This window comes from Stenotrophomonas sp. TWI587 (assembly GCF_039674145.1).
Lineage (GTDB): Bacteria > Pseudomonadota > Gammaproteobacteria > Xanthomonadales > Xanthomonadaceae > Stenotrophomonas > Stenotrophomonas maltophilia_AY.
The window spans coordinates 68,051-87,019 of sequence record NZ_JBDJMW010000001.1; the positions used below are offsets into that span (position 1 = coordinate 68,051).

Annotated in this window: 20 protein-coding genes; 11 read left to right on the plus strand and 9 right to left on the minus strand. The window is 65.9% G+C overall.

Annotated features, from left to right (window positions below; genetic code table 11):
• Positions 1-47 precede the first annotated feature (47 nt).
• The 4 genes from ABE464_RS00305 to miaB all read right to left on the minus strand — a co-directional run bounded on the left by ABE464_RS00305 (position 48) and on the right by miaB (position 3,706).
• A complete protein-coding gene (locus tag ABE464_RS00305; protein ID WP_346470266.1) occupies positions 48-641 on the minus strand; it encodes a hypothetical protein in 594 nt (197 codons plus the stop codon).
• Between the two features lie 27 nt (positions 642-668).
• Positions 669-1,154 carry an rRNA maturation RNase YbeY gene (gene ybeY, locus ABE464_RS00310; protein ID WP_019185849.1) on the minus strand — a complete coding sequence of 162 codons (486 nt, stop codon included), beginning with the start codon at positions 1,152-1,154 and terminating at the stop codon, positions 669-671.
• Complete coding sequence (locus tag ABE464_RS00315) at positions 1,151-2,137, minus strand: PhoH family protein (protein WP_088433024.1); 987 nt, start codon at positions 2,135-2,137, stop codon at positions 1,151-1,153. The genes ybeY and ABE464_RS00315 overlap by 4 nt, the downstream gene beginning before the upstream one ends.
• Before the next feature lie 237 nt (positions 2,138-2,374).
• The gene (miaB, locus tag ABE464_RS00320) at positions 2,375-3,706 is read right to left on the minus strand and encodes a tRNA (N6-isopentenyl adenosine(37)-C2)-methylthiotransferase MiaB (RefSeq protein WP_346470267.1); all 1,332 of its coding nucleotides are present in this window, start codon (positions 3,704-3,706) and stop codon (positions 2,375-2,377) included.
• Positions 3,707-3,957: 251 nt separating this feature from the next.
• On the opposite strand from miaB, the gene ABE464_RS00325 reads away from it, so the two are divergent.
• The 6 genes from ABE464_RS00325 to ABE464_RS00350 all read left to right on the plus strand — a co-directional run bounded on the left by ABE464_RS00325 (position 3,958) and on the right by ABE464_RS00350 (position 9,105).
• Positions 3,958-4,920, plus strand: coding sequence for a lytic transglycosylase domain-containing protein (locus ABE464_RS00325; protein ID WP_346470268.1), 963 nt, complete (start codon positions 3,958-3,960; stop codon positions 4,918-4,920).
• A 171-nt stretch (positions 4,921-5,091) separates the two neighbouring features.
• Positions 5,092-5,712: a ubiquinol-cytochrome c reductase iron-sulfur subunit gene (gene petA / locus ABE464_RS00330; protein ID WP_019186259.1), complete on the plus strand. Its 621-nt coding sequence runs from the start codon at positions 5,092-5,094 to the stop codon at positions 5,710-5,712.
• A 2-nt stretch (positions 5,713-5,714) separates the two neighbouring features.
• Positions 5,715-6,974 carry a cytochrome bc complex cytochrome b subunit gene (locus ABE464_RS00335; protein WP_346470269.1) on the plus strand — a complete coding sequence of 420 codons (1,260 nt, stop codon included), beginning with the start codon at positions 5,715-5,717 and terminating at the stop codon, positions 6,972-6,974.
• A gap of 37 nt (positions 6,975-7,011) precedes the next feature.
• Positions 7,012-7,713 (plus strand): cytochrome c1, encoded by a 702-nt coding sequence (locus ABE464_RS00340; protein ID WP_346470678.1) that lies wholly within the window; start codon positions 7,012-7,014, stop codon positions 7,711-7,713.
• 160 nt (positions 7,714-7,873) lie between these two features.
• Positions 7,874-8,509, plus strand: coding sequence for a glutathione S-transferase N-terminal domain-containing protein (locus ABE464_RS00345; RefSeq protein ID WP_346470270.1), 636 nt, complete (start codon positions 7,874-7,876; stop codon positions 8,507-8,509).
• 152 nt (positions 8,510-8,661) lie between these two features.
• Positions 8,662-9,105: a ClpXP protease specificity-enhancing factor gene (locus ABE464_RS00350; RefSeq protein WP_346470271.1), complete on the plus strand. Its 444-nt coding sequence runs from the start codon at positions 8,662-8,664 to the stop codon at positions 9,103-9,105.
• Positions 9,106-9,167: 62 nt separating this feature from the next.
• Here ABE464_RS00350 and ABE464_RS00355 read toward each other — a convergent pair whose 3' ends face one another.
• From ABE464_RS00355 to ABE464_RS00370, 4 genes are all read right to left on the minus strand, one after another.
• Positions 9,168-9,524: a DUF3301 domain-containing protein gene (locus tag ABE464_RS00355; protein ID WP_019186192.1), complete on the minus strand. Its 357-nt coding sequence runs from the start codon at positions 9,522-9,524 to the stop codon at positions 9,168-9,170.
• Between the two features lie 84 nt (positions 9,525-9,608).
• The gene (locus ABE464_RS00360) at positions 9,609-10,622 is read right to left on the minus strand and encodes a DUF2272 domain-containing protein (protein WP_346470272.1); all 1,014 of its coding nucleotides are present in this window, start codon (positions 10,620-10,622) and stop codon (positions 9,609-9,611) included.
• Positions 10,623-10,690: 68 nt separating this feature from the next.
• On the minus strand, positions 10,691-11,548 hold the full coding sequence (gene nadC / locus ABE464_RS00365; protein WP_346470273.1) for a carboxylating nicotinate-nucleotide diphosphorylase: 858 nt from the start codon (positions 11,546-11,548) through the stop codon (positions 10,691-10,693).
• Positions 11,545-11,814 (minus strand): Trm112 family protein, encoded by a 270-nt coding sequence (locus ABE464_RS00370; RefSeq protein WP_019186189.1) that lies wholly within the window; start codon positions 11,812-11,814, stop codon positions 11,545-11,547. Before ABE464_RS00370 ends, nadC begins: the two co-directional genes overlap by 4 nt.
• 59 nt (positions 11,815-11,873) lie before the next feature.
• Between ABE464_RS00370 and purE the strand changes: the two genes are divergently transcribed.
• Both purE and ABE464_RS00380 read left to right on the plus strand, forming a co-directional pair.
• Positions 11,874-12,377, plus strand: coding sequence for a 5-(carboxyamino)imidazole ribonucleotide mutase (purE, locus tag ABE464_RS00375; protein ID WP_346465464.1), 504 nt, complete (start codon positions 11,874-11,876; stop codon positions 12,375-12,377).
• Positions 12,374-13,519, plus strand: coding sequence for a 5-(carboxyamino)imidazole ribonucleotide synthase (locus tag ABE464_RS00380; RefSeq protein WP_346470274.1), 1,146 nt, complete (start codon positions 12,374-12,376; stop codon positions 13,517-13,519). The genes purE and ABE464_RS00380 overlap by 4 nt, the downstream gene beginning before the upstream one ends.
• Positions 13,520-13,588: 69 nt before the next feature.
• On the opposite strand, the gene ABE464_RS00385 is transcribed toward ABE464_RS00380, so the two are convergent.
• Complete coding sequence (locus tag ABE464_RS00385; RefSeq protein WP_346470275.1) at positions 13,589-14,170, minus strand: Fe-Mn family superoxide dismutase; 582 nt, start codon at positions 14,168-14,170, stop codon at positions 13,589-13,591.
• 162 nt (positions 14,171-14,332) lie between these two features.
• Here ABE464_RS00385 and grxD point away from each other — a divergent pair, with 162 nt between their 5' ends.
• From grxD to ABE464_RS00400, 3 genes are all read left to right on the plus strand, one after another.
• The gene (gene grxD, locus ABE464_RS00390; protein WP_019186185.1) at positions 14,333-14,653 is read left to right on the plus strand and encodes a Grx4 family monothiol glutaredoxin; all 321 of its coding nucleotides are present in this window, start codon (positions 14,333-14,335) and stop codon (positions 14,651-14,653) included.
• Positions 14,650-15,390, plus strand: coding sequence for an SDR family NAD(P)-dependent oxidoreductase (locus ABE464_RS00395; protein ID WP_346470276.1), 741 nt, complete (start codon positions 14,650-14,652; stop codon positions 15,388-15,390). The genes grxD and ABE464_RS00395 overlap by 4 nt, the downstream gene beginning before the upstream one ends.
• A gap of 373 nt (positions 15,391-15,763) precedes the next feature.
• The gene (locus tag ABE464_RS00400) at positions 15,764-18,955 is read left to right on the plus strand and encodes a TonB-dependent receptor (RefSeq protein WP_346470277.1); all 3,192 of its coding nucleotides are present in this window, start codon (positions 15,764-15,766) and stop codon (positions 18,953-18,955) included.
• The last annotated feature ends 14 nt before the right edge of the window (positions 18,956-18,969 follow it).

Sequence of the window (18,969 nt, forward strand, 5' to 3'; positions counted from 1 at the left end):
CCGGCGTGCCGGGCGTTGGATTTAGTCTATCAGGATGCGGGCGCCTGTCAGCGCCCTGCCGAGGGCGGATTCACCCCCGGCACGGGGGCCGGGGCGGCGCCCGGCGGCGGGGTGTCTTCCTCCGGTGGCAGGTCCAGGCTGTAGGTACAGCCGGCCAGGGTCTTGCCGGGGTGGGTCTTGACCGTGGACACGCTCAGGATCACCGATTCGATCAAGGCCTCGCCGGTGCGCGGGTCGGTGACATCGCGGCTGACCAGCTCACGCCCGGCCATGAACTTCTCGGGGGTATCCACGCCGTCCTCCAGCGCCAGGCGCTTGGCCAGCGGGCGCGGATCGGCCAGCTCCAGGATCGCCATGATGCTGGCTCCGGCCACCGCGATGTACTCGGCGCGCTCGCCGAACACCGTGATCGGGGCGGCCAGGCGGAATTCGGTCATGAATTGGTTGGTCTGCGGCAGCGGCTGCAGGCCGTTGGCGACCGCCTTGAGCGGGTCGGCCACCACCGGGGCGACCGCATCGTAATCGCCAACGCTCTGGCGGCATTCGATCAGGGCGGTCAGATCCAGCGGGGCCGCATCGGCGAAGGCCGGGGCGGAAAGCACGCCCATCAGGCCCAGGCAGACAAGTCGCAACGGGGTCATCGGAACAGGTCCATCCATCAGGGCCGCTCAGCGCTCGCCGGCATACGGATCGGCAATGCCCAGTTCGGCCAGGATGTCACGCTCGAGCTGTTCCATGGCGTCGGCTTCCTTCTCGTCCTCATGGTCCCAGCCGAGCAGGTGCAGTACGCCGTGCACGGTCAGGTGCGCGTAGTGGGCGTTGAGTGCCTTGCCCTGCTCGTCGGCCTCGCGGGCGACCACTGGGGCGCAGATCACCAGATCACCCAGCAGCGGGAACTTCACGCCCTTGGGCAGGCCCTCCGGCAGTTCGGCCGGGAAGCTGAGCACGTTGGTCGCGTAATCCTTGCCGCGGTAATGCCGGTTCAAGGACTGGCCTTCCTTGGCATCGACCAGGCGGATCGCCAGGTCGGCCTCGCGGATGCGGCCCTTCAGGGCGGCGGCCACCCACTTGCGGAAGCTCACCGCCGAGGGCAGCCCGGCGCGGGGCAGGGCATAGTTGATCGCGACGTCCAGTCGCACGGGACCACGGGTCATGGGGTCGCTCCGGGTTGGACCTGCTGCAGATCGCGGCGGTCGTAAGCACTGACGATGCGGGCCACCAGCGGGTGGCGGACCACGTCGCGCGCTTCGAAGAAGGTGAAGCTCACGCCTTCGACATCACGCAGCACGTCGATCGCATCGCGCAGGCCGGACTTCACGTGCTTGGGCAGATCGGTCTGGGTGAGGTCGCCGGTGACCACGGCCGTGGAGCCGAAGCCCAGGCGGGTCAGGAACATCTTCATCTGCTCGACCGTGGTGTTCTGCGCTTCGTCGAGGATCACGTACGCATCGTTGAGCGTGCGCCCGCGCATATAGGCCAGCGGCGCGATCTCGATGACGTTCTTCTCCAGCAGCTTGAGCACCTTCTCCACGCCCAGCATTTCATACAGCGCGTCGTACAGCGGGCGCAGGTACGGGTCCACTTTCTGGCTCAGATCGCCGGGCAGGAAGCCCAGCTTTTCACCTGCCTCCACCGCCGGGCGCACCAGAATCAGGCGCTGCACGCGCGCTTCATTGAGTGCTTCCACCGCGCTGGCCACGGCCAGGAAGGTCTTGCCGGTACCGGCCGGGCCGATGCCGAAGTTGATGTCATGCGTGGTGATCTGATGCAGGTAGCGGGCCTGGTTGGCGCCGCGGCCGCGCACGGTGCCGCGCTTGACCTTGATCGCCACTTCCTGCGCCTCGTAGGCGCGCTCGACCACATGCTCCACGTTGGCCTGGTTCAGCCGCAGGTGGATGGCATGGCTGTCGAACACCACGTCGCCGGCTTCGGCGTACAGCGCTTCGATCAGGGCCTGCGCATCGGCCACCACGGCCTTGGGGCCGGTCACGCGGAACACGTGGCCACGGTTGGCGATTTCCACGCCGAGTTTGAGTTCCACCTGGCGGAGATGCTCGTCGAACGGACCGGCCATGTTGGCCAGGCGCTCGTTGTCTTCCGGGGTGAGGGTGAAGTCGCGTTGTGCGAGTGCGGTCATTGCGTCCGGCGGCCGCCGGTCCAGCCGACCGGGCCGCAAGCAGGGAAAGGGAGAACAGGGTAGCGCGGGTGTGGGGCGGCCGCTACAGCACGGGCGGAAAGCGGTTTTCCACAGGGGCTGTGCAACGCCGGTGCAGCAACCTGTGGATAGGTGGCGCCCGCCCTACTGCGGCAACGGGTTCGATTGCGTGGTCAAAAAAGCGTCAACGATGACCGGGCCGTGGTCCGGTCATCCCGCTCATTCCGCCGTCACCATCCGCGCGCGCAGCGAGTTGCTGTACGCCTCGGTGATCACCACATCCACGAACTGGCCGACCAGGCGCGGGTGCCCCGGGAAGTTCACCGAGCGCATGTTCTCGCTCTTGCCGGTCAGTTCGTTCGGGTTGCGCTTGGAGGGGCCTTCCACCAGCACGGTCTGCACGGTGCCGACCATCTTTTCCGAGATGGCGGCGGCCTGCTCGTTGATCCGGGCCTGCAGGCGCGACAGGCGCGCGTGCTTTTCCGCATCGGTGGTGGTGTCTTCCAGATCGGCAGCGGGCGTGCCCGGGCGGCGTGAATAGATGAAAGAGAAACTCTGGTCGAAGCCCACGTCCTCGATCAGCTTCATGGTCTTCTCGAACTCGGCCTCGGTCTCGCCGGGAAAACCGACGATGAAATCCGAGCTGATCGAGATGTCCGGGCGCACCGCACGCAGCTTGCGGATCTTGGATTTGAATTCCAGCGCGGTGTAGCCACGCTTCATCGCCGAGAGCACGCGGTCGCTGCCCGCCTGCACCGGGAGATGCAGGAAGTTGGCCAGCTGGGGCACATCGCGGTAGGCATCGATCAGCGAATCACTGAACTCCAGCGGGTGCGAGGTGGTGAAGCGGATCCGGCCGACGCCGTCGATCTCGGCGATGGTCCGGATCAGCAGCCCGAGGTCGGCGAACTCGCCGTCGCCATACGGGCCGCGGTAGGCGTTGACGTTCTGGCCGAGCAGGTTGATTTCCAGTACGCCCTGGGCCGCCAGCTGCGCCACTTCCACCACCACGTCCTCGAACGGACGGCTGACCTCGGTGCCGCGGGTGTAGGGCACCACGCAGAACGAGCAGTACTTCGAGCAGCCTTCCATGATGGAGACGAACGCGGAGGCACCCTCGGCACGCGGCTCGGGCAGGGCATCGAATTTCTCGATCTCCGGGAAGCTGATGTCCACCTGTGACTTGCCTGATTCACGGCGCTGGCGGATGAGCTCCGGCAGACGGTGCAGGGTCTGCGGACCGAACACCAGGTCCACATGCGGTGCGCGCTTGATGATCGCCTCGCCTTCCTGCGAGGCCACGCAGCCGCCGACGCCGATGATCACGCCGCGGCCGTTGTTCTTCAGCGCCTTCCAGTAGCCGAGCTGGCTGAACACCTTCTCCTGGGCCTTCTCGCGGATGGAGCAGGTGTTCATCAACAACACGTCGGCCTCGGCCGGGTCGTCGGTGAGCTCAAGCCCTTCCGAGGCGGCGAGCACGTCGGCCATCTTGGTCGAGTCGTACTCGTTCATCTGGCAACCGTGGGTCTTGATGTACAGCTTGCCGCGCACCGGTCCGTTCACCTGTGGCTTGGCGCCGGGCAGGGGGAGCAGGTCGGGGCGGGGGGCGGAGCTGGGTGGAGCAGAGGCAGGCAGGGTAGAACCGGCCGAAGTCGGCGCGGTCGAAGCTGGCGTCCCGGTCATGGCGCTTATTCCAGTCGGGTGGGCGGGCAGGCAGCCGGATGGCTGCGGTGAGCAGGCCATTGTAGCCGGGTCGGGCTCCCCCCTTGGCAATCCCCGGCGAATTGGGGACACTCCCGCTCATGAAGGGGATGTTGGGGATCGCTGCGCTGGCCTTGGCTGCGCTGACCGCTATGCCGGCCAGTGCGGGCACGCTGTACAAGTGTGTCGGCGCCGACGGCATTCCCAGCTATGTGAGCAAGCGCGTGGGCGGGGCCAGCTGCAGCGTGATCAGCAGCTACCGGCCCGACCGCAGCGCGCCCCGCCGGGCCCTGCCGCCGGCCGCGCCCGCCCCGGCCGCCCAGATCGCCAACGCCACACCTGCAGCAGGGGGCACCGCCGCGCCGGCCCGGGCCGATACCGCCACGGCCGCCACCGCGATCACCCCCGCCCCGGTTCCGGCCCCGGCCACCGTGTTGACCGCGCCGCCCGCCCGGGCCCCCGCAGCTGGCAAGGCCGGGCAGGTCCGCAGCGGTCAGCTCTATTCGTATATGAAGGACGGCGTGCGCCATTACACCAGCGCACGCCCGGCCCAGATGGCCAGCCTTGGGCAGGTCCGCACCATCCATTACACCTTCATCGAACGCTGCTATGCCTGTGGCGCGAACCCCTCGGTCAACTTCGGCTCGGTCCGCCTCAATACCACGGCCTACCAGAGTGAGATCGCTGCGGCCGCCCGGGAGTTCGGGGTGGAAGAAGCCGTCGTGCGCGCGATCATCCATGCCGAGTCCGCCTACAACCCGCTGGCGCTGAGCCGGGCCGGGGCGCAGGGCCTGATGCAGCTGATGCCGCCCACCGCGCGCCGCTTCGGGGTCAGTGATTCCTATGATGCCTCGCAGAACATCCGCGGCGGCGTGCAGTACCTGTCATGGCTGCTCAAGCGCTTCAATGGCGACCTGACGCTCGCCGCCGCGGGCTACAACGCGGGCGAGGGTGCGGTAGCCCGCCATGGCGGCGTGCCCCCTTACAGCGAGACCCAGTATTACGTGAAGCGGGTGGCCGTCTTGGCCGACCGCTACCGAAGTGCGGTCGCCACCCAGCAATAACCGATGGCGCCGGGAGTACCTGATGCCGTACTGTCGGGGTAATGTCGTTCCGTAGTACCGCGTTGTGTGGCCGACTTCGGTTCAGCTACACTCGCGGCTGATTCAATGTGGACTGGCCCCCACCGGTCTGCTGGCAGCCTCAAGCTACCTAAATCAATATCGGAGTGCCGGATGGCCAACGATGGGGTAAACGATCCAGTCAATACTGGACGTCGACGATTCCTTTCAGCAACCACTGCGGTGGTCGGAGCGGTCGGCGTCGGATTTGCAGCGGTACCGTTCATCAAGTCCTGGAATCCCAGCGCCCGCGCCAAACTGGCCGGTGCCCCGGTGATTGCCGACATCAGTGCGCTCCAGGAAGGCCAGCGACTGGTCATGGAGTGGCGTGGACAGCCGATCTGGATCGTCAAGCGCTCCAAGGCCATCCTCGATGCGCTGCATGGGCTGGACGGTCGCCTGAAGGATCCCGAGTCGGGCGAGAAAGAACAGCAGCCCGAGTACGTGCTCAAGCAGAATCCCGAATTCCGTTCGATCAAGGCCGAGGTCTCGGTGCTGGTCGGGCTGTGCACCCATCTGGGCTGTTCGCCGGAAATGGTCGCCGAGATCCGCCCCGAGCCCTACGACCCGCAGTGGAAGGGCGGCTATTTCTGCCCCTGCCACAAGTCGCGCTTTGATATGTCCGGTCGCGTGTTCAAGGATGTCCCGGCACCGATCAACCTGCTGGTGCCGCCGCACCACTACCAGGACGACAACACCATCATCATCGGCGTTGATCCGCAGGGGGCGGCTTGATCATGGCCAATATCCTTTCCCGCACCGCCACCGGCCTGGCCGACTGGGTCAATGCTCGCGCGCCCGGGCTGATGCCGGTCTACCGCAAGCATGTCAGCGAGTATTACGCGCCGAAGAACTTCAACATCTGGTACTACTTCGGCTCGCTGGCGCTGCTGATCCTGGTCAACCAGATCGTCACCGGCATCTTCCTGACGATGCACTACAAGACGAACGCGGCCGAAGCGTTCGCCTCCATCGAATACATCATGCGGGACGTGGAGTGGGGTTGGCTGATCCGCTACATGCACTCCACCGGTGCCTCGCTGTTCTTCATCGTGGTCTACCTGCACATGTTCCGCGGTCTGCTCTACGGCAGCTATCAGAAGCCGCGTGAGCTGGTCTGGATCCTCGGCATGCTGATCTACCTCGTGCTGATGGCCGAAGCCTTCATGGGCTACGTGCTGCCGTGGGGCCAGATGTCGTTCTGGGGCGCGAAGGTGATCATCTCGCTGTTCGGCGCGATCCCGGTGATCGGCACTGGCCTGACCGAATGGATCATGGGCGATTACCTGCCCAGCGACGCCACCCTAAACCGCTTCTTCGCGCTGCATGTGATCGCGCTGCCGCTGGTGCTGTTGCTGCTGGTGGTGCTGCACCTGGGCGCGCTGCATGAAGTGGGCTCCAACAACCCGGACGGCGTGGAGATCAAGAAGGGCCCGAAGGGCAACCGCTGGTCGGCCACCGCGCCTACCGACGGCATTCCCTTCCACCCGTACTACACGCTCAAGGATGCGGTAGGCGCCGGCTTCCTGCTGATCATCGCCGCCTTCATCATCTTCTTCGCCCCGGCCTTCGGCGGGTTGTTCCTGGAGCACGACAACTTCACCGAGGCCAACCGCCTGGTGACGCCCGAGCACATCAAGCCGGTCTGGTACTACACCCCGTATTACGCGATGTTGCGCGTGGTGCCCAACAAGCTCGGTGGTGTGATCGTGATGTTCTCGGCGATCGCCATCCTGTTCCTGGTGCCGTGGCTGGACCGCGCGCTGGTGAAGTCCTACCGCTATCGAGGCCTGCTCTCGCGCGGCCTGCTGGGCATGTTCGCGGTGTGCTTCGTCTGGCTGGGCGTGATCGGCTCCGGCCCGGGTACGGATGCGCACGAGACCTACATCGGGCGCGTGCTGACCTTCCTGTATTTCGCCTTCTTCATCACCATGCCGCTATGGACCAAGCTGGACAGGACCAAGCCGGTACCGGACCGGGTGACCACGCATGACTGACCACTGGATTGTCCGGCTGGCCTGCGCAGCGGCCCTGATGTTTGGCGTAGCGGTGGCCGATGCCGCCGAAGGTGCCAAGACCCTGCAGGCCGGCAATGATCTGAGCGATCGTGCATCGCTGCAGCGTGGCGCACAGCTCTACATGAACTACTGCTCGGGCTGCCACGCGCTGAAATACCTGCGTTACTCGCGCATGGCCGCCGATCTCGGGCTGAGCGAAGAAGAGGTCATGAACAACCTCAACTTCACCGGCACCCCGGTCGGCGAGCCGATCCCGGTGACGATGCCCAAGGCGCAGGCCGAGAAGTGGTTCGGCAAGATGCCGCCGGATCTGAGCCTGATTTCGCGCGTGCGGGGCAGCGACTGGGTCTACACCTACCTCAAGTCGTTCTACCTGGATCCCACGCGGCCGCTGGGCTGGAACAACACCGTGTTCCCGAATGCGTCCATGCCCAACCCATTGTGGGAAATGCAGGGGCTGCAGCATGCGGTACACGGCAAGCCGGAGAACCCGGGTGAAGATCCGCCGGTGGTCGGCCTGAAGATCGAGCAGCCGGGCAACATGGATCCCGGGCAGTACGACCAGGCGGTGCGCGACATCACCAACTTCCTGGAGTACGCCGGCGAGCCGGCCGCGCTCAAGCGGCAGAAGCTGGGTGTCTGGGTGATCCTGTTCCTGGCGCTGCTGACCTTCCTGGCCTATCTGCTCAAGAAGGAATATTGGAAGGACGTCCACTGAGCCGTCGGGCGCCGTCCAGTGGCGATCGTTCCACGTGTGGGACCATCGCCCTATTGGCTTTTGTGATGTGCGGTTGCACACTCGGGTACTGTGACGACCGTCGGCAATGGGCTGGCGGCGCCGATACGACCGGCGGTTACCGGACGTTGGAGAGCCTTTGATGGCGGCGAGCGTACGCATGCGGAATACCCTGACGCTGTTTTCCTCGAACGACGATGTCCTGTGCCATCGCGTGCGGCTGGTACTGGCGGCCAAGGGCGTCACTTACGACTCCGTGCCGGTCGATCCGCAGAACCCGCCCGAAGATCTCATCGATCTCAATCCGTACCACTCCGTGCCCACCCTGGTGGAGCGCGAACTGGTGCTGTACGCGGCGTCGGTGGTCAGTGAGTACCTGGACGAGCGCTATCCGCACCCGCCGCTGATGCCGGTCGATCCGCTCTCACGGGCCCGCATCCGCCTGGCGATGCTGCGCATCGAACACGACTGGGTGCCGCAGGTGCAGGCCATCCAGCTGGGCAACAAGACCCAGGCCGAGGCCGGGCGCAAGCGGCTCAGGGAACTGCTGACCAGCGCGGTGCCGTTGTTCAAGGCCAGCAAGTTCTTCCTCAACCCGGAAATGAGCCTGGCCGACTGCGCGATGGCGCCGATCATCTGGCGGCTGCAGGCACTGGATGTGGCCCTGCCCAAGGATGGCAAGTCGATCGAAGACTATGGCAACCGTATTTTCCGGCACCCCGGCTTCATCCGCAGCCTGACCGATCAGGAAAAGAAACTGCGCGATCTGCCAGTCTGACCCAAGGGTGCGCGTGCCGCATGCGACGCCGGTCTACTGAACGAAATCGCGGTGCCGGGACGCGCCATGGCTGACCTGCGGGTAGGCGGGCGCGTACACTTGCATCAGGCAATCCGGATCAAGAGCAGTCGAGCACGGCTCGGCTCTACCACATGACTGAAGACACATTTCGCATGACCAGCCACCGTCCGTACCTGTTGCGGGCCCTGGTGGAATGGATCAATGACAACGACCTGACGCCGCATATCCTGGTCGACGCCGGCATGCCTGGCGTGCAGGTGCCGCAGAGTGCGGTCAAGGACGGCCGCGTCGTCCTGAACATCGCCGAGCGCGCCGTGGTGCGCCTGCATATCGACAATGACAGCGTGAGCTTCTCGGCCCGCTTCTCCGGCACCAGCTACCCGGTGCAGGTGCCGATCTCGGCCGTGCTGGCGGTGTATGCCCGCGAGACGGGGCAGGGCATGGCGCTGCCGGATGACATCCCGGGCCATGAGCCGGCTCCGGACGATGAGCTGCCGCCCGATGATTCACCGACCCCGCCGGATGACGCACCGCCCAAGCCCAGCGGTCGCCCGCATCTACGGGTGGTCAAATAAGCGACACCATGGCCGCCGCAAGGCGGCCATTTCATTGGTAGTGCCGACCGCTGGTCGGCTGCTCACACGTCCTCGGCATCGCGCGTATCGATATCGCGGCGGATCTCGCTGATCCGCGCCGCCGATGGCCCGACGAACGTGATCAGCTGATCACCGCGCAGCACCATGCGCCCGCTGTGCCGGTCCACGCCATCGTGCGAGTACTCGAACTTGAAGGTACGCTCCCAGCCCAGCCAGCCGTTGTCCTTGCGGCACACGCGCAGGCCGGTGGCGTGCACGCTCTGGTCCAGCCACTGCACATCGGCAGCGCGGCAGGCATTGCGGCCGAGCACGCCGGCACGCTCGGCGGCGGCACGCGAGGAATTCCAGAAGGCGTAGGCGAACGCGCCGGCAATCATCAACAGGATCAAACTGGGCATCGGTGACTCGGCGCGGTCAGGGAGGTCGGTCTCTCCAAGATGGCGACGAATGCGGCGCGGATCAAGCCATCCGCGCGATTGCGATCAGGAGGTGCGCGGCGGCGGGACCGGTGTCGGCGGTGCAGATCCCGAAGGCGTCATCGGCGGTGTCACCGTGCCGGGCGCCGGCATGCCGTTCGGAACGGGCGCGTCCATCGGCACCGTGGCCGGCGCGGTGGCCACCAGCTTCAGCAGTGCGGCCCAGTCCTGGCGATTGAAGCTGCATTCCTCTTCGCGGCCCGGGGTGCAGCCCAGATCCACCCCATCGCCCGCGCTGGCCTTTGCGGGCGGCAGCTCGATGCGGCCGCTGCGGTCCAGCGACAGCTTGCGCAACGCCACGGTGTTCATGACATTGCCGCCGATCAGATACAGCGTGCGGTCGCCGCCCATGTTGGCCGCGATCACCACCTCGCAATGTGATTTCCAATGCGTCACCGCGCCGCTGCCCAGCGACTGCACCAGCCCGCTGTAGCTCAGAGTCTCGCGGCGGTCGCGCAGGTAGCACAGCAGGTCGCCGGGCGCGGGTTTCTCCTGCGCCGGATCGGTCATCCGGTACGGCCCGCTGTTCTGGTACGCGGCGCGGATGTAGTCGATATGCCGGGGCGACCGGGTAAAGCCGGGCACCGAAGCGCGGGTCATCACCCAGGAAATGAAGGCGGCTGACCACGGGTTGTCCACCAGGTACGCGCGGCAGTCGGTGTCGGTGTAGCGCGTGCCCGGCGGGGCCATGCAGCTTGCGGCACCGGGCTGGCTGCCCATCGGCGACAACGTTCCGCTCTGCCGCCAGTAGCCGACCACCCGCTGCCAGGCGACCAGACCGTTGTCAGCCAGGTGGACGTCCTCGGCTTCGGTGACACTCAGGCTGGCTGCGCGGCCATCACGATCAATGAAGGGCCGGTACCAGAGGCGGTGTTCGTTGCAGGCGGTCTGCACGATGGCGACGGCCAATGGGCTCAGCCCGAAGCGTGGGGGCACATCACAGACCTCGGCGGCGGACGCGTGGAGCGGCAGCAGCGCGAGCAGGGGAGACAGGCAGGCGAAAAGCGGCAGGCAGCGCATGCGTGCATTCCAGGTGGGGGCAGACGCAGCCTCGCAGACCGCATCTGCCCATACCGTGAAAGTGCCCGTCAGCCCGGAGGCGGCCCCAGTTTCAACGACAGGTCGATCGCCTGCACGTGCTTGGTCAACCCGCCAATGGAGATGCAGTCCACACCGTCCTCGGCGATCGCGCGCAGCCCGTCCAGGCTGACACTGCCGGACACTTCCAGCGGAATGCGCCCGGCCGCGATGTGCACGGCCTCACGCCGCGTGGCAGCGTCGAAGTCGTCGATCAGGATACGGGTGCAGCCGACCGCCAGCGCCTCGCGCAGCTGGTCCAGGTCTTCGACCTCGACCACCAGCGGCAAGGCCGGCCACTGCACACGCGCCGCCAGCACGGCAGCGGTCAGCGAGCCGGCCGCGCGGATGTGGTTTTCCTTGAGCATCACCGTGTCGAACAGACCCAGGCGATGGTTGTCGCCGCCGCCGCAGCGCACTGCGTATTTCTGTGCGACACGCAGGCCAGGCAGGGTCTTGCGGGTGTCCAGGATCCGCGCGCCGGTACCGGCCACCGCCGCGACGTACTGCGCGGTGGTGGTGGCCGTGCCGGACAGTGTCTGCAGGAAGTTCAACGAGGTCCGCTCGGCACTCACCAGGCTGCGGTTGCGGCCCTGCAGCAGGGCCAGCACGGTGCCGGCGGCGACGCGGTCGCCCTCGGCCACGCGCCAGTCGATGCGTACCTGCGGGTCGAGCGCCTGATGGGTCGCATCGAACCAGGGGCGGCCGGCGATCACCGCGTCCTGCTTGCACAGCAGGTAGGCGCTGTCGGGGCGGTCCGGGAGCAGGGCCGCGGTGACATCACCGCTGCCGATATCCTCGGCCAGTGCACGGGCCACATCGGCGGCCACCAGGGCGGCCTCGGGGGCCGGCACGGGGAGGTGGCTCATTTTTCCGGGAAATCGGCGATCTGGGCGGTGGCGATGGCCTCTTCGGCCAGCAACACCGGGATGCCGTCATCCACGCGGAACACCTGCTTGCGGTCGCGGGTCAGCAGGGCCTCGCGCAGCGTCTGCGCCTGCGGGCTGCCATCGGCCTTGAGCACGGCACCGCTGCCGATCGCGCGGTTGAGCGCGTCCAGGCCGGTGGCGTCCAGCAGGGACAGGGGCTGGCGCGTATCGGGCGAGCACAGGAGGTCGAGCAGCTTGCGATCCATGGATTCTTCGTCTTGCGTGGAAGACGGCTAGAATACGTCTTTAAGGCAGGTGACGGCCAATGACCCTCAACCAAACCGCGCCGCTCGTCGGCATCGTCATGGGATCCCGCTCGGATTGGGAAACCATGCAGCACGCCGCCCAGAAGCTGGATTCGCTGGGCGTTCCCTATGAAGTGAAAGTGGTCTCGGCGCACCGCACGCCGGACGTGCTGTTCACCTACGCCGAGCAGGCGGGCCAGCGTGGCCTGCGCGCGATCATCGCCGGTGCCGGCGGGGCCGCGCACCTGCCGGGCATGATCGCCGCCAAGACCGCCGTGCCGGTGCTGGGCGTGCCGGTGCAGTCCAAGGCCCTGAACGGTATGGATTCGCTGCTCTCGATCGTGCAGATGCCGGCCGGTATCCCGGTGGCCACCTTCGCCATCGGCAACGCCGGCGCCTCCAACGCGGCCCTGTTCGCGGCCGCCATGCTGGCGTCGGATCAGCCGGCGATCGGTGAGGCGCTGGACGCCTTCCGCGCCCGCCAGACCGAAGACGTCATGGCCCACGACGACCCGCGTCAATGACCAGGACCGTTGGCATTCTGGGCGGCGGTCAGCTCGCCCGCATGATGGTCCTGGCCGGTGCGCCGATGGGGCTGCGCTTCGAGCTGTTCGACCCGGCCGCCGATGCCTGTGGTGCCCAGGTGGCACCGCTGCAGGTGGCCGCCTTCGAGGACGAGGCGGCCCTGGCGGCCTTCGCCGCGCGCGTGGACGTGGTGACCTTCGACTTCGAGAACGTGCCGGCGCGCAGCGCCAAGTTCCTGGCCGAGCGCGTGCCGGTGTATCCCAATCCGGATGCGCTGGCCGTGGCCCAGGATCGGCTCAGTGAGAAGACCCTGTTCCAGTCGCTGGGCATCCCGCTGCCGGCCTTCGCCGATATCCGCAGCCGTGACGAACTGGCGGCCAAGGTCGTCGAGTTCGGCATGCCCTGCATCGTCAAGACCCGTCGGCTGGGCTATGACGGCAAGGGCCAGTTCCGGATCCGCAGCGCGGCCGACATCGACGCGGCCTGGGACGCCCTCGGCAGTCAGGTCGAGAAGACCGGGTTGATCCTGGAGGGCTTCGTCGCCTTTGATCGCGAGGTCAGTGTGGTGGCGGTACGCGGGCAGGATGGCGAGTTCCGCGCCTGGCCGATCACCGGCAACTGGCACGTCAACGGCGTGCTCTCGGCCAGCCTGGCCCCGGCACAGCTGTCGGCGGCGCAGCACGAGGCGGCCATCGGCTACGCCCGTACCTTGGCCGAGCGCCTGGACTATGTCGGCGTGTTCGCGCTGGAGTTGTTCTGCCGCGGCGAAGAGCTGCTGGCCAACGAGATGGCCCCGCGCGTGCACAATTCCGGCCACTGGACCATCGAGGGCAGCGAGACCTCGCAGTTCGAAAACCACCTGCGTGCCGTGCTTGGCCTGCCGCTGGGCGCCACGCGCATGCTCGGCCATGCCTGCATGCTCAACTGGATCGGGCAGATGCCCGAGGCTGCGGCCGTGCTCGGCCAGGCCAGCGGCCATTGGCACGATTACGGCAAGCAGGCGCGGGACGGCCGCAAGGTCGGCCATGCCACCCTGCGCGATGATGATGCGGCGGCGTTGGCCGGTGCATTGGAAAGCGTCGGTGGGCAATTGGATCGCGCCGACCAGGTCGCGCCGGTCATCACGATCCTGCGCGGTTGAAGGCGAGGGGTGCCGGCCAGCAGCCGGCACTACCGGGACGCACGACCAACGGTCGTGCGCTACCTGACCTCAATCGCGCAATTGCGCGGTAACGAAGTCCCAGTTCACCAGCTTCCAGAACGACTCCAGATAGCGCGCGCGCTCGTTCTGGTAGTCGATGTAATACGCGTGTTCCCACACATCGCAGGCCAGCAGCGGAGTGCTCTCACCGGTGAGCGGCGTGCCCGCATTGCGCGTGACCTGGATCGCCAGCGCGCCATTGGGGTGCTGCACCAGCCACACCCAGCCCGAGCCGAACAGGCTCAGCGCCGCACGGTCAAAGGTGTCACGCAGGCGTTTGGCATCGCCGAAGTGGCGGGTGACCAGTTCACCCAGCCGGCCCTGCGGATCGCCCCCGGCGCGCGGGTGCAGGCACTGGAAATAGAACTGGTGGTTCCAGGCCTGCGCGGCCGCGTCGAACAGACTGCCCTGGCTCTGGCGGACGATCTCCTCCAGTGGCAGCTCGGCCAGCTCCGTGCCTTCAATACGTGCGTTCACCGTGTCCAGGTAGCCACGGAAGTGCCGCCCGTGGTGCAGGTCCATCGTCTCCGAGGACAGGTGAGGCTGAAGGGCGGCGCGGTCGTAGGGAAGGCGAGGCAGTTCGAGGGGCATGGGCACGACAGATTGGGAAGGGAGAGCGCCGATCCATGGCGGATCGTCATCAGGGTGGCCGATGGCAGGGTGCCCACCACGCGAAGGTAGGGCATACAATGGCGGTCAGGGAAGTCTATCCGACCGGTGAGGCCGGGTTGTCCCATTGGAGGGAGAGTCGTTGTGGCGGTGATGCAGCAGATCCAGTCCGAAGTCGAACGTTACCCCCTCGTGTTGTTCATGAAGGGCACCCCGCAATACCCCATGTGCGGCTTTTCCAGCCGTGCCATCCAGGCGTTGATGGCCGCCGGCGCGATCGCGCTGCGCACGGTCAACGTGCTGGAAGAACCCGAGATCCGCGCCAACCTGCCGCGCTTCTCCAACCTGCCGACGTTCCCGCAGCTGTTCATCCACGGTGAGCTGATCGGCGGCTGCGACATCGTGCTGGAGCTGTTCGAATCCGGCGAGCTCAAGCGCATCGTCGAAGAGGCGTCCCAGCCGTGAGTGCGGTCCCGTCCGTGGTGGTCGGGACCGGATCGCTCGCCGATCGCGTCATTCTCATCGCCGGAGCCGGGGGAGGCTTTGGCAGCGCCGCGGCCGTCGCCTGCGCACAGGCCGGGGCAACCGTGGTCCTGCTGGGGCGCAAGCCACGTCGGCTGGATCGGGTCTACGCAGCGGTCGAAGCCGCCGGCCCGGAGCCGCTGCTGTATCCGCTGGATCTGGAAGGGGCCACCCCCGACGACTACGCCACCCTGGCCGAGCGGCTGCACTCCGAGCTCGGCCATCTGGATGGGGTGCTGTACTGCGCGGCCGATTTCGCCGGGCTGACCCCGTTCGAGCTGGCCGACCCGGCCGCCTTCGCCCGGGCGGTACACGTAAACCTGACCGCCCCGGCCTGGCTGGCCCAGGCCTGCCTGCCACTGCTGCGCCAGAGCGACGATGCTGCGCTGGTGTTCACGGTGGACGACCCCACGCGGGTAGGGCAGGCCTACTGGGGCGGCTACGGCGCAGCCCAGCACGGCCTTCGCGGCCTGATTGCCTCCCTGCACGACGAACTCGCCCGCAGCCCGGTCCGGGTCAGTGGCCTGCAGCCGGGCCCGATGCGCACCGCGCTGCGCGCCCGTGCGTTCTCGCTGGACGAGGACCGCACCGCCCGTGACCCGGCCGAGTGCGCGGCGGCGGCGGTGCTGCTGCTGTCCGCTGCCGGCGCCGCCCACCGCGGCCAGATCCTCGAGGCCTGAGAGCGGCAAAGGCGTCACCGCCTCTTTCACGGTAGTGCCGGCCGCTGGCCGGCTCCCCGGCCAACCTGCGGGCACACCCATCTCGACACCGTTGAGGCCCCCACTGGCCCGAATTCAGCCAGTCACAATCAGGTGTGAAGATAGCGTCACGATCCCGTTGTGATGGCGTGTGTTTTGTCGCCAAACCGTCACAATCCGAGGTTACCGTGTTAATCTAGTGTTAACCGTTGCGGCTGAAACCAGCTCGCGGCTAGGGAACCCAGATAAAAGTCCAGTCAGCCGCCAGCAAGGCTGCTTGGGCGCGTTTTTTTCTCCGCCATCGCCAATCTCGCATCGAGGCTACTCCCCAATGACCCACTCCCGTTGTCTCCGGATGTCCAAGCTGACGCTTGGTCTCGTGGCTGCACTTGCCGCCGCTCCCGCCTTCGCCCAGAGCACCTCTGCCGGTGTCGGCGGCCAGGTCACGACCGCTGCAGGCGCGCCTGTTGCCGGTGCCGAAGTCACCATCACCCACACCGAATCGGGCACGGTCAGCCGTGCGACCACCGATGCTGCGGGTCGTTACAACGCGCGCGGCCTGCGCGTGGGTGGTCCGTACACCGTCACCATCACCAAGTCCGGTGAAGGCACCAAGACGGAAGAGGGTGTGTACCTCGGCGTCAACCAGACCGGTACCGTCAACGCGGCACTGACCGGTGACCTCGCGGCGACCAACCTGGAGGCAGTGCAGGTTGTGGCCGTTGGCGGCGGCTCGGAAGTGTTCAGCACCACCAAGATGGGCTCGGGCACCAACATCAGCCAGCAGCAGATCGAAGCCGCGCCCTCCATCGGCGGCAACATCCAGGACCTGATGCGTCTGGATCCGCGCGTCACCTTCATCGATCGCGCCTCGGGCTCGATCTCGGCCGGTGGCCAGAACCCGCGCTTCAACTCGATCAACATCGACGGCGTGTCCGCCAGCGATACCTTCGGCCTGGAAGGCAACAACATGCCGACCCGTCGCCAGCCGGTCGCGATGGAAGCCATCGAAGCTCTGGACATCAACCTGTCCAACTACGACGTCAGCATTGCTGCCGCCGCCGGTGCCACCGTCAACGCGGTGACCAAGTCCGGTACCAATGAATTCCACGGTTCGGTGTATGGCACCTACCGTGATGGCGACTGGTTCGGCGACAACCCGGAAGGCCAGCCGTTCAAGGGCTTCACCAAGGAAAAGACCTACGGCATGACCCTGGGTGGTCCGCTGGTCAAGGACAAGCTGTTCTTCTTCGCCAACTATGAGAAGTTCGAGCAGGCCGCGCCGGGCGCCGATATCTCGGGTACCGCATTGGGCAAGGCCAACGCCAACTTCAATGCCGCCGATGTGGCGCGCGCCCAGCAGATCGCCAAGGATGTTTACGGCTTCGATGCCGGCAGCACTGAAAGCAACGGTAATACCGATCTGGAAGAGTACGCGCTGAAGCTGGACTGGAACATCAACGACAACCATCGTGCCAGCATCCGTTACAGCAAGCTCGAGCAGAGCAAGCTGCGCATCAACGGCATGAACTCGACCTCGACCGCCTCGCTGAGCTCCTACTGGTACCAGCACGCCAAGACCAACGAGAGCTACGTCGCCCAGCTGTTCAGCGACTGGTCCGACAACTTCTCGACCGAACTGAAGGCGTCGTACCGCGAGTACTCGGCCATCCGTGAAGTGTCGACCAATGCGCCGAGCATTCGCATCTACTTCCCGCGCAACGCAACCACCCCGCAGGGTGATTCGCTGTACCTGGGCACCGAGGCCAACTCGCAGGACAACATCCTGCAGACCAAGGCGTGGAACTACTACGCCGCCGGTACCTGGACCCTGGGCGACCATGACGTGAAGTTCGGTGCCTCGTACGACACCAATGACGTCTACAACTACTACGGCGCCAACTCGTGGGGTACGTACACCTTCTACGGCCTGGACAACTTCGCCGCCGGCCGTTGGCAGACCTACAACCTGGCCCAGGAAAATGCGCCGGGCTCGATCGCCGCTGATTACAAGTACAGCAACCTGGCCCTGTTCGTGCAGGACACCTGGTATGTCAACAACAACCTGACCCTGACCTTCGGCCTGCGCGCTGACCGTCCGGACACCAGCCCCTCGCCGCAGTTCAACCAGAAGGCGCTGGACGTCTTCGGCCTGAACAACAGCCAGGTGTTCGAGAGCAAGTTCCTGATCCAGCCGCGCTTCGGCTTCAACTACAGCTTCGACACCGACCGTCCGACGCAGCTGCGTGGTGGCGTGGGCCTGTTCCAGGGTGATTCGCCGCAGGTGTGGATCAGCAACAGCTATTCCACCACCGGCTTCAACTACACCGCCTACAACATCACTGGTTACAACGGCCAGCCGTTCAACGCGGACAAGGACAGCCAGCCGATTCCGACCACCCCGGGTTCGGCCAAGCAGAACGTCAATTTCGTCGGCAAGGATTTCAAGCTGCCGTCGATCTACAAGGCCAACCTGGCCCTGGATCACGAACTGCCGTGGTACGGCCTGGTCGCGTCGGCTGAATTGCTGGTCACCAAGGTCAAGGATGGTCTGTACTACCAGCATCTGAACCTGGGCCCGGGCCGTCAGATTGGTCCGGATGGCCGCACCAACTACTACGCTCCGTCCACCTACGGCAAGCTGTGGGGCACCGCCGGCGTTCGTGACGGCGCCGATGTCGGCTTCGACAACGTCTACCTGATCGACAACACCGACAAGGGGCGCACCTCGCAGTTCACTGTCTCGCTGAGCAAGCCGTGGAGCAACGACAGCGACTGGTCCTGGAACCTGGGTTACACCTACACCGATGCCACGGAAGTGGGCACGCTGACCAGCTCCACCGCCAGCTCGGGCTGGGGCTACCAGTACGCGTTCAATGCCAACGAAGAAGCCCTGAACACCTCGCGCTACGAGATCAAGGACCGTATCTCCGGCTCGTTGAACTGGAAGCACAAGTTCTTCGGTGACTACGAAACCAAGGTGGGTCTGGTGTACGAAGGCCGCAGCGGCCGTCCGTACAGCTACATCTACTCCACCGACGCCAATGGCGACGGCCGCAACGGCAATGACCTGTTCTACGTGCCGAACCGTGGCGAAGTGCTGTTCGGCAGCCTGACCAACACGGGCGTTTTCACCGCCAATTCGGACATGGAGAAGAACTTCTTCGATTGGCTGGCTGCGAACCCGGATCTGGCCAAGTACGCGGGCCAGGTGGCGCCGGCGAACAAGTTCCGCACTGGTTGGATCAACACGTTCGACATCCGCATCAGCCAGCAGCTGCCGGGCTTCATGAAGAGCCACAAGTCGGAGATCTGGGTGGACATCCAGAACGTCGGCAACATGCTCAACAAGAAGTGGGGCAACATCTACGACTACGGCTTCTTCGCCAACAGCCGTGTTGCCGCTCTGCAGGGCATCTATGACGGTAAGTACGTGTACAACTTCACCGGCGCTGATACCCCGAGCGTGGCCAACCAGGATGCCGATGGTTTCGATGCCGGTGTCTCGCAGTGGTCGCTGCAGCTGGGCTTCCGTTACCAGTTCTGATGAACTGAGTTAAC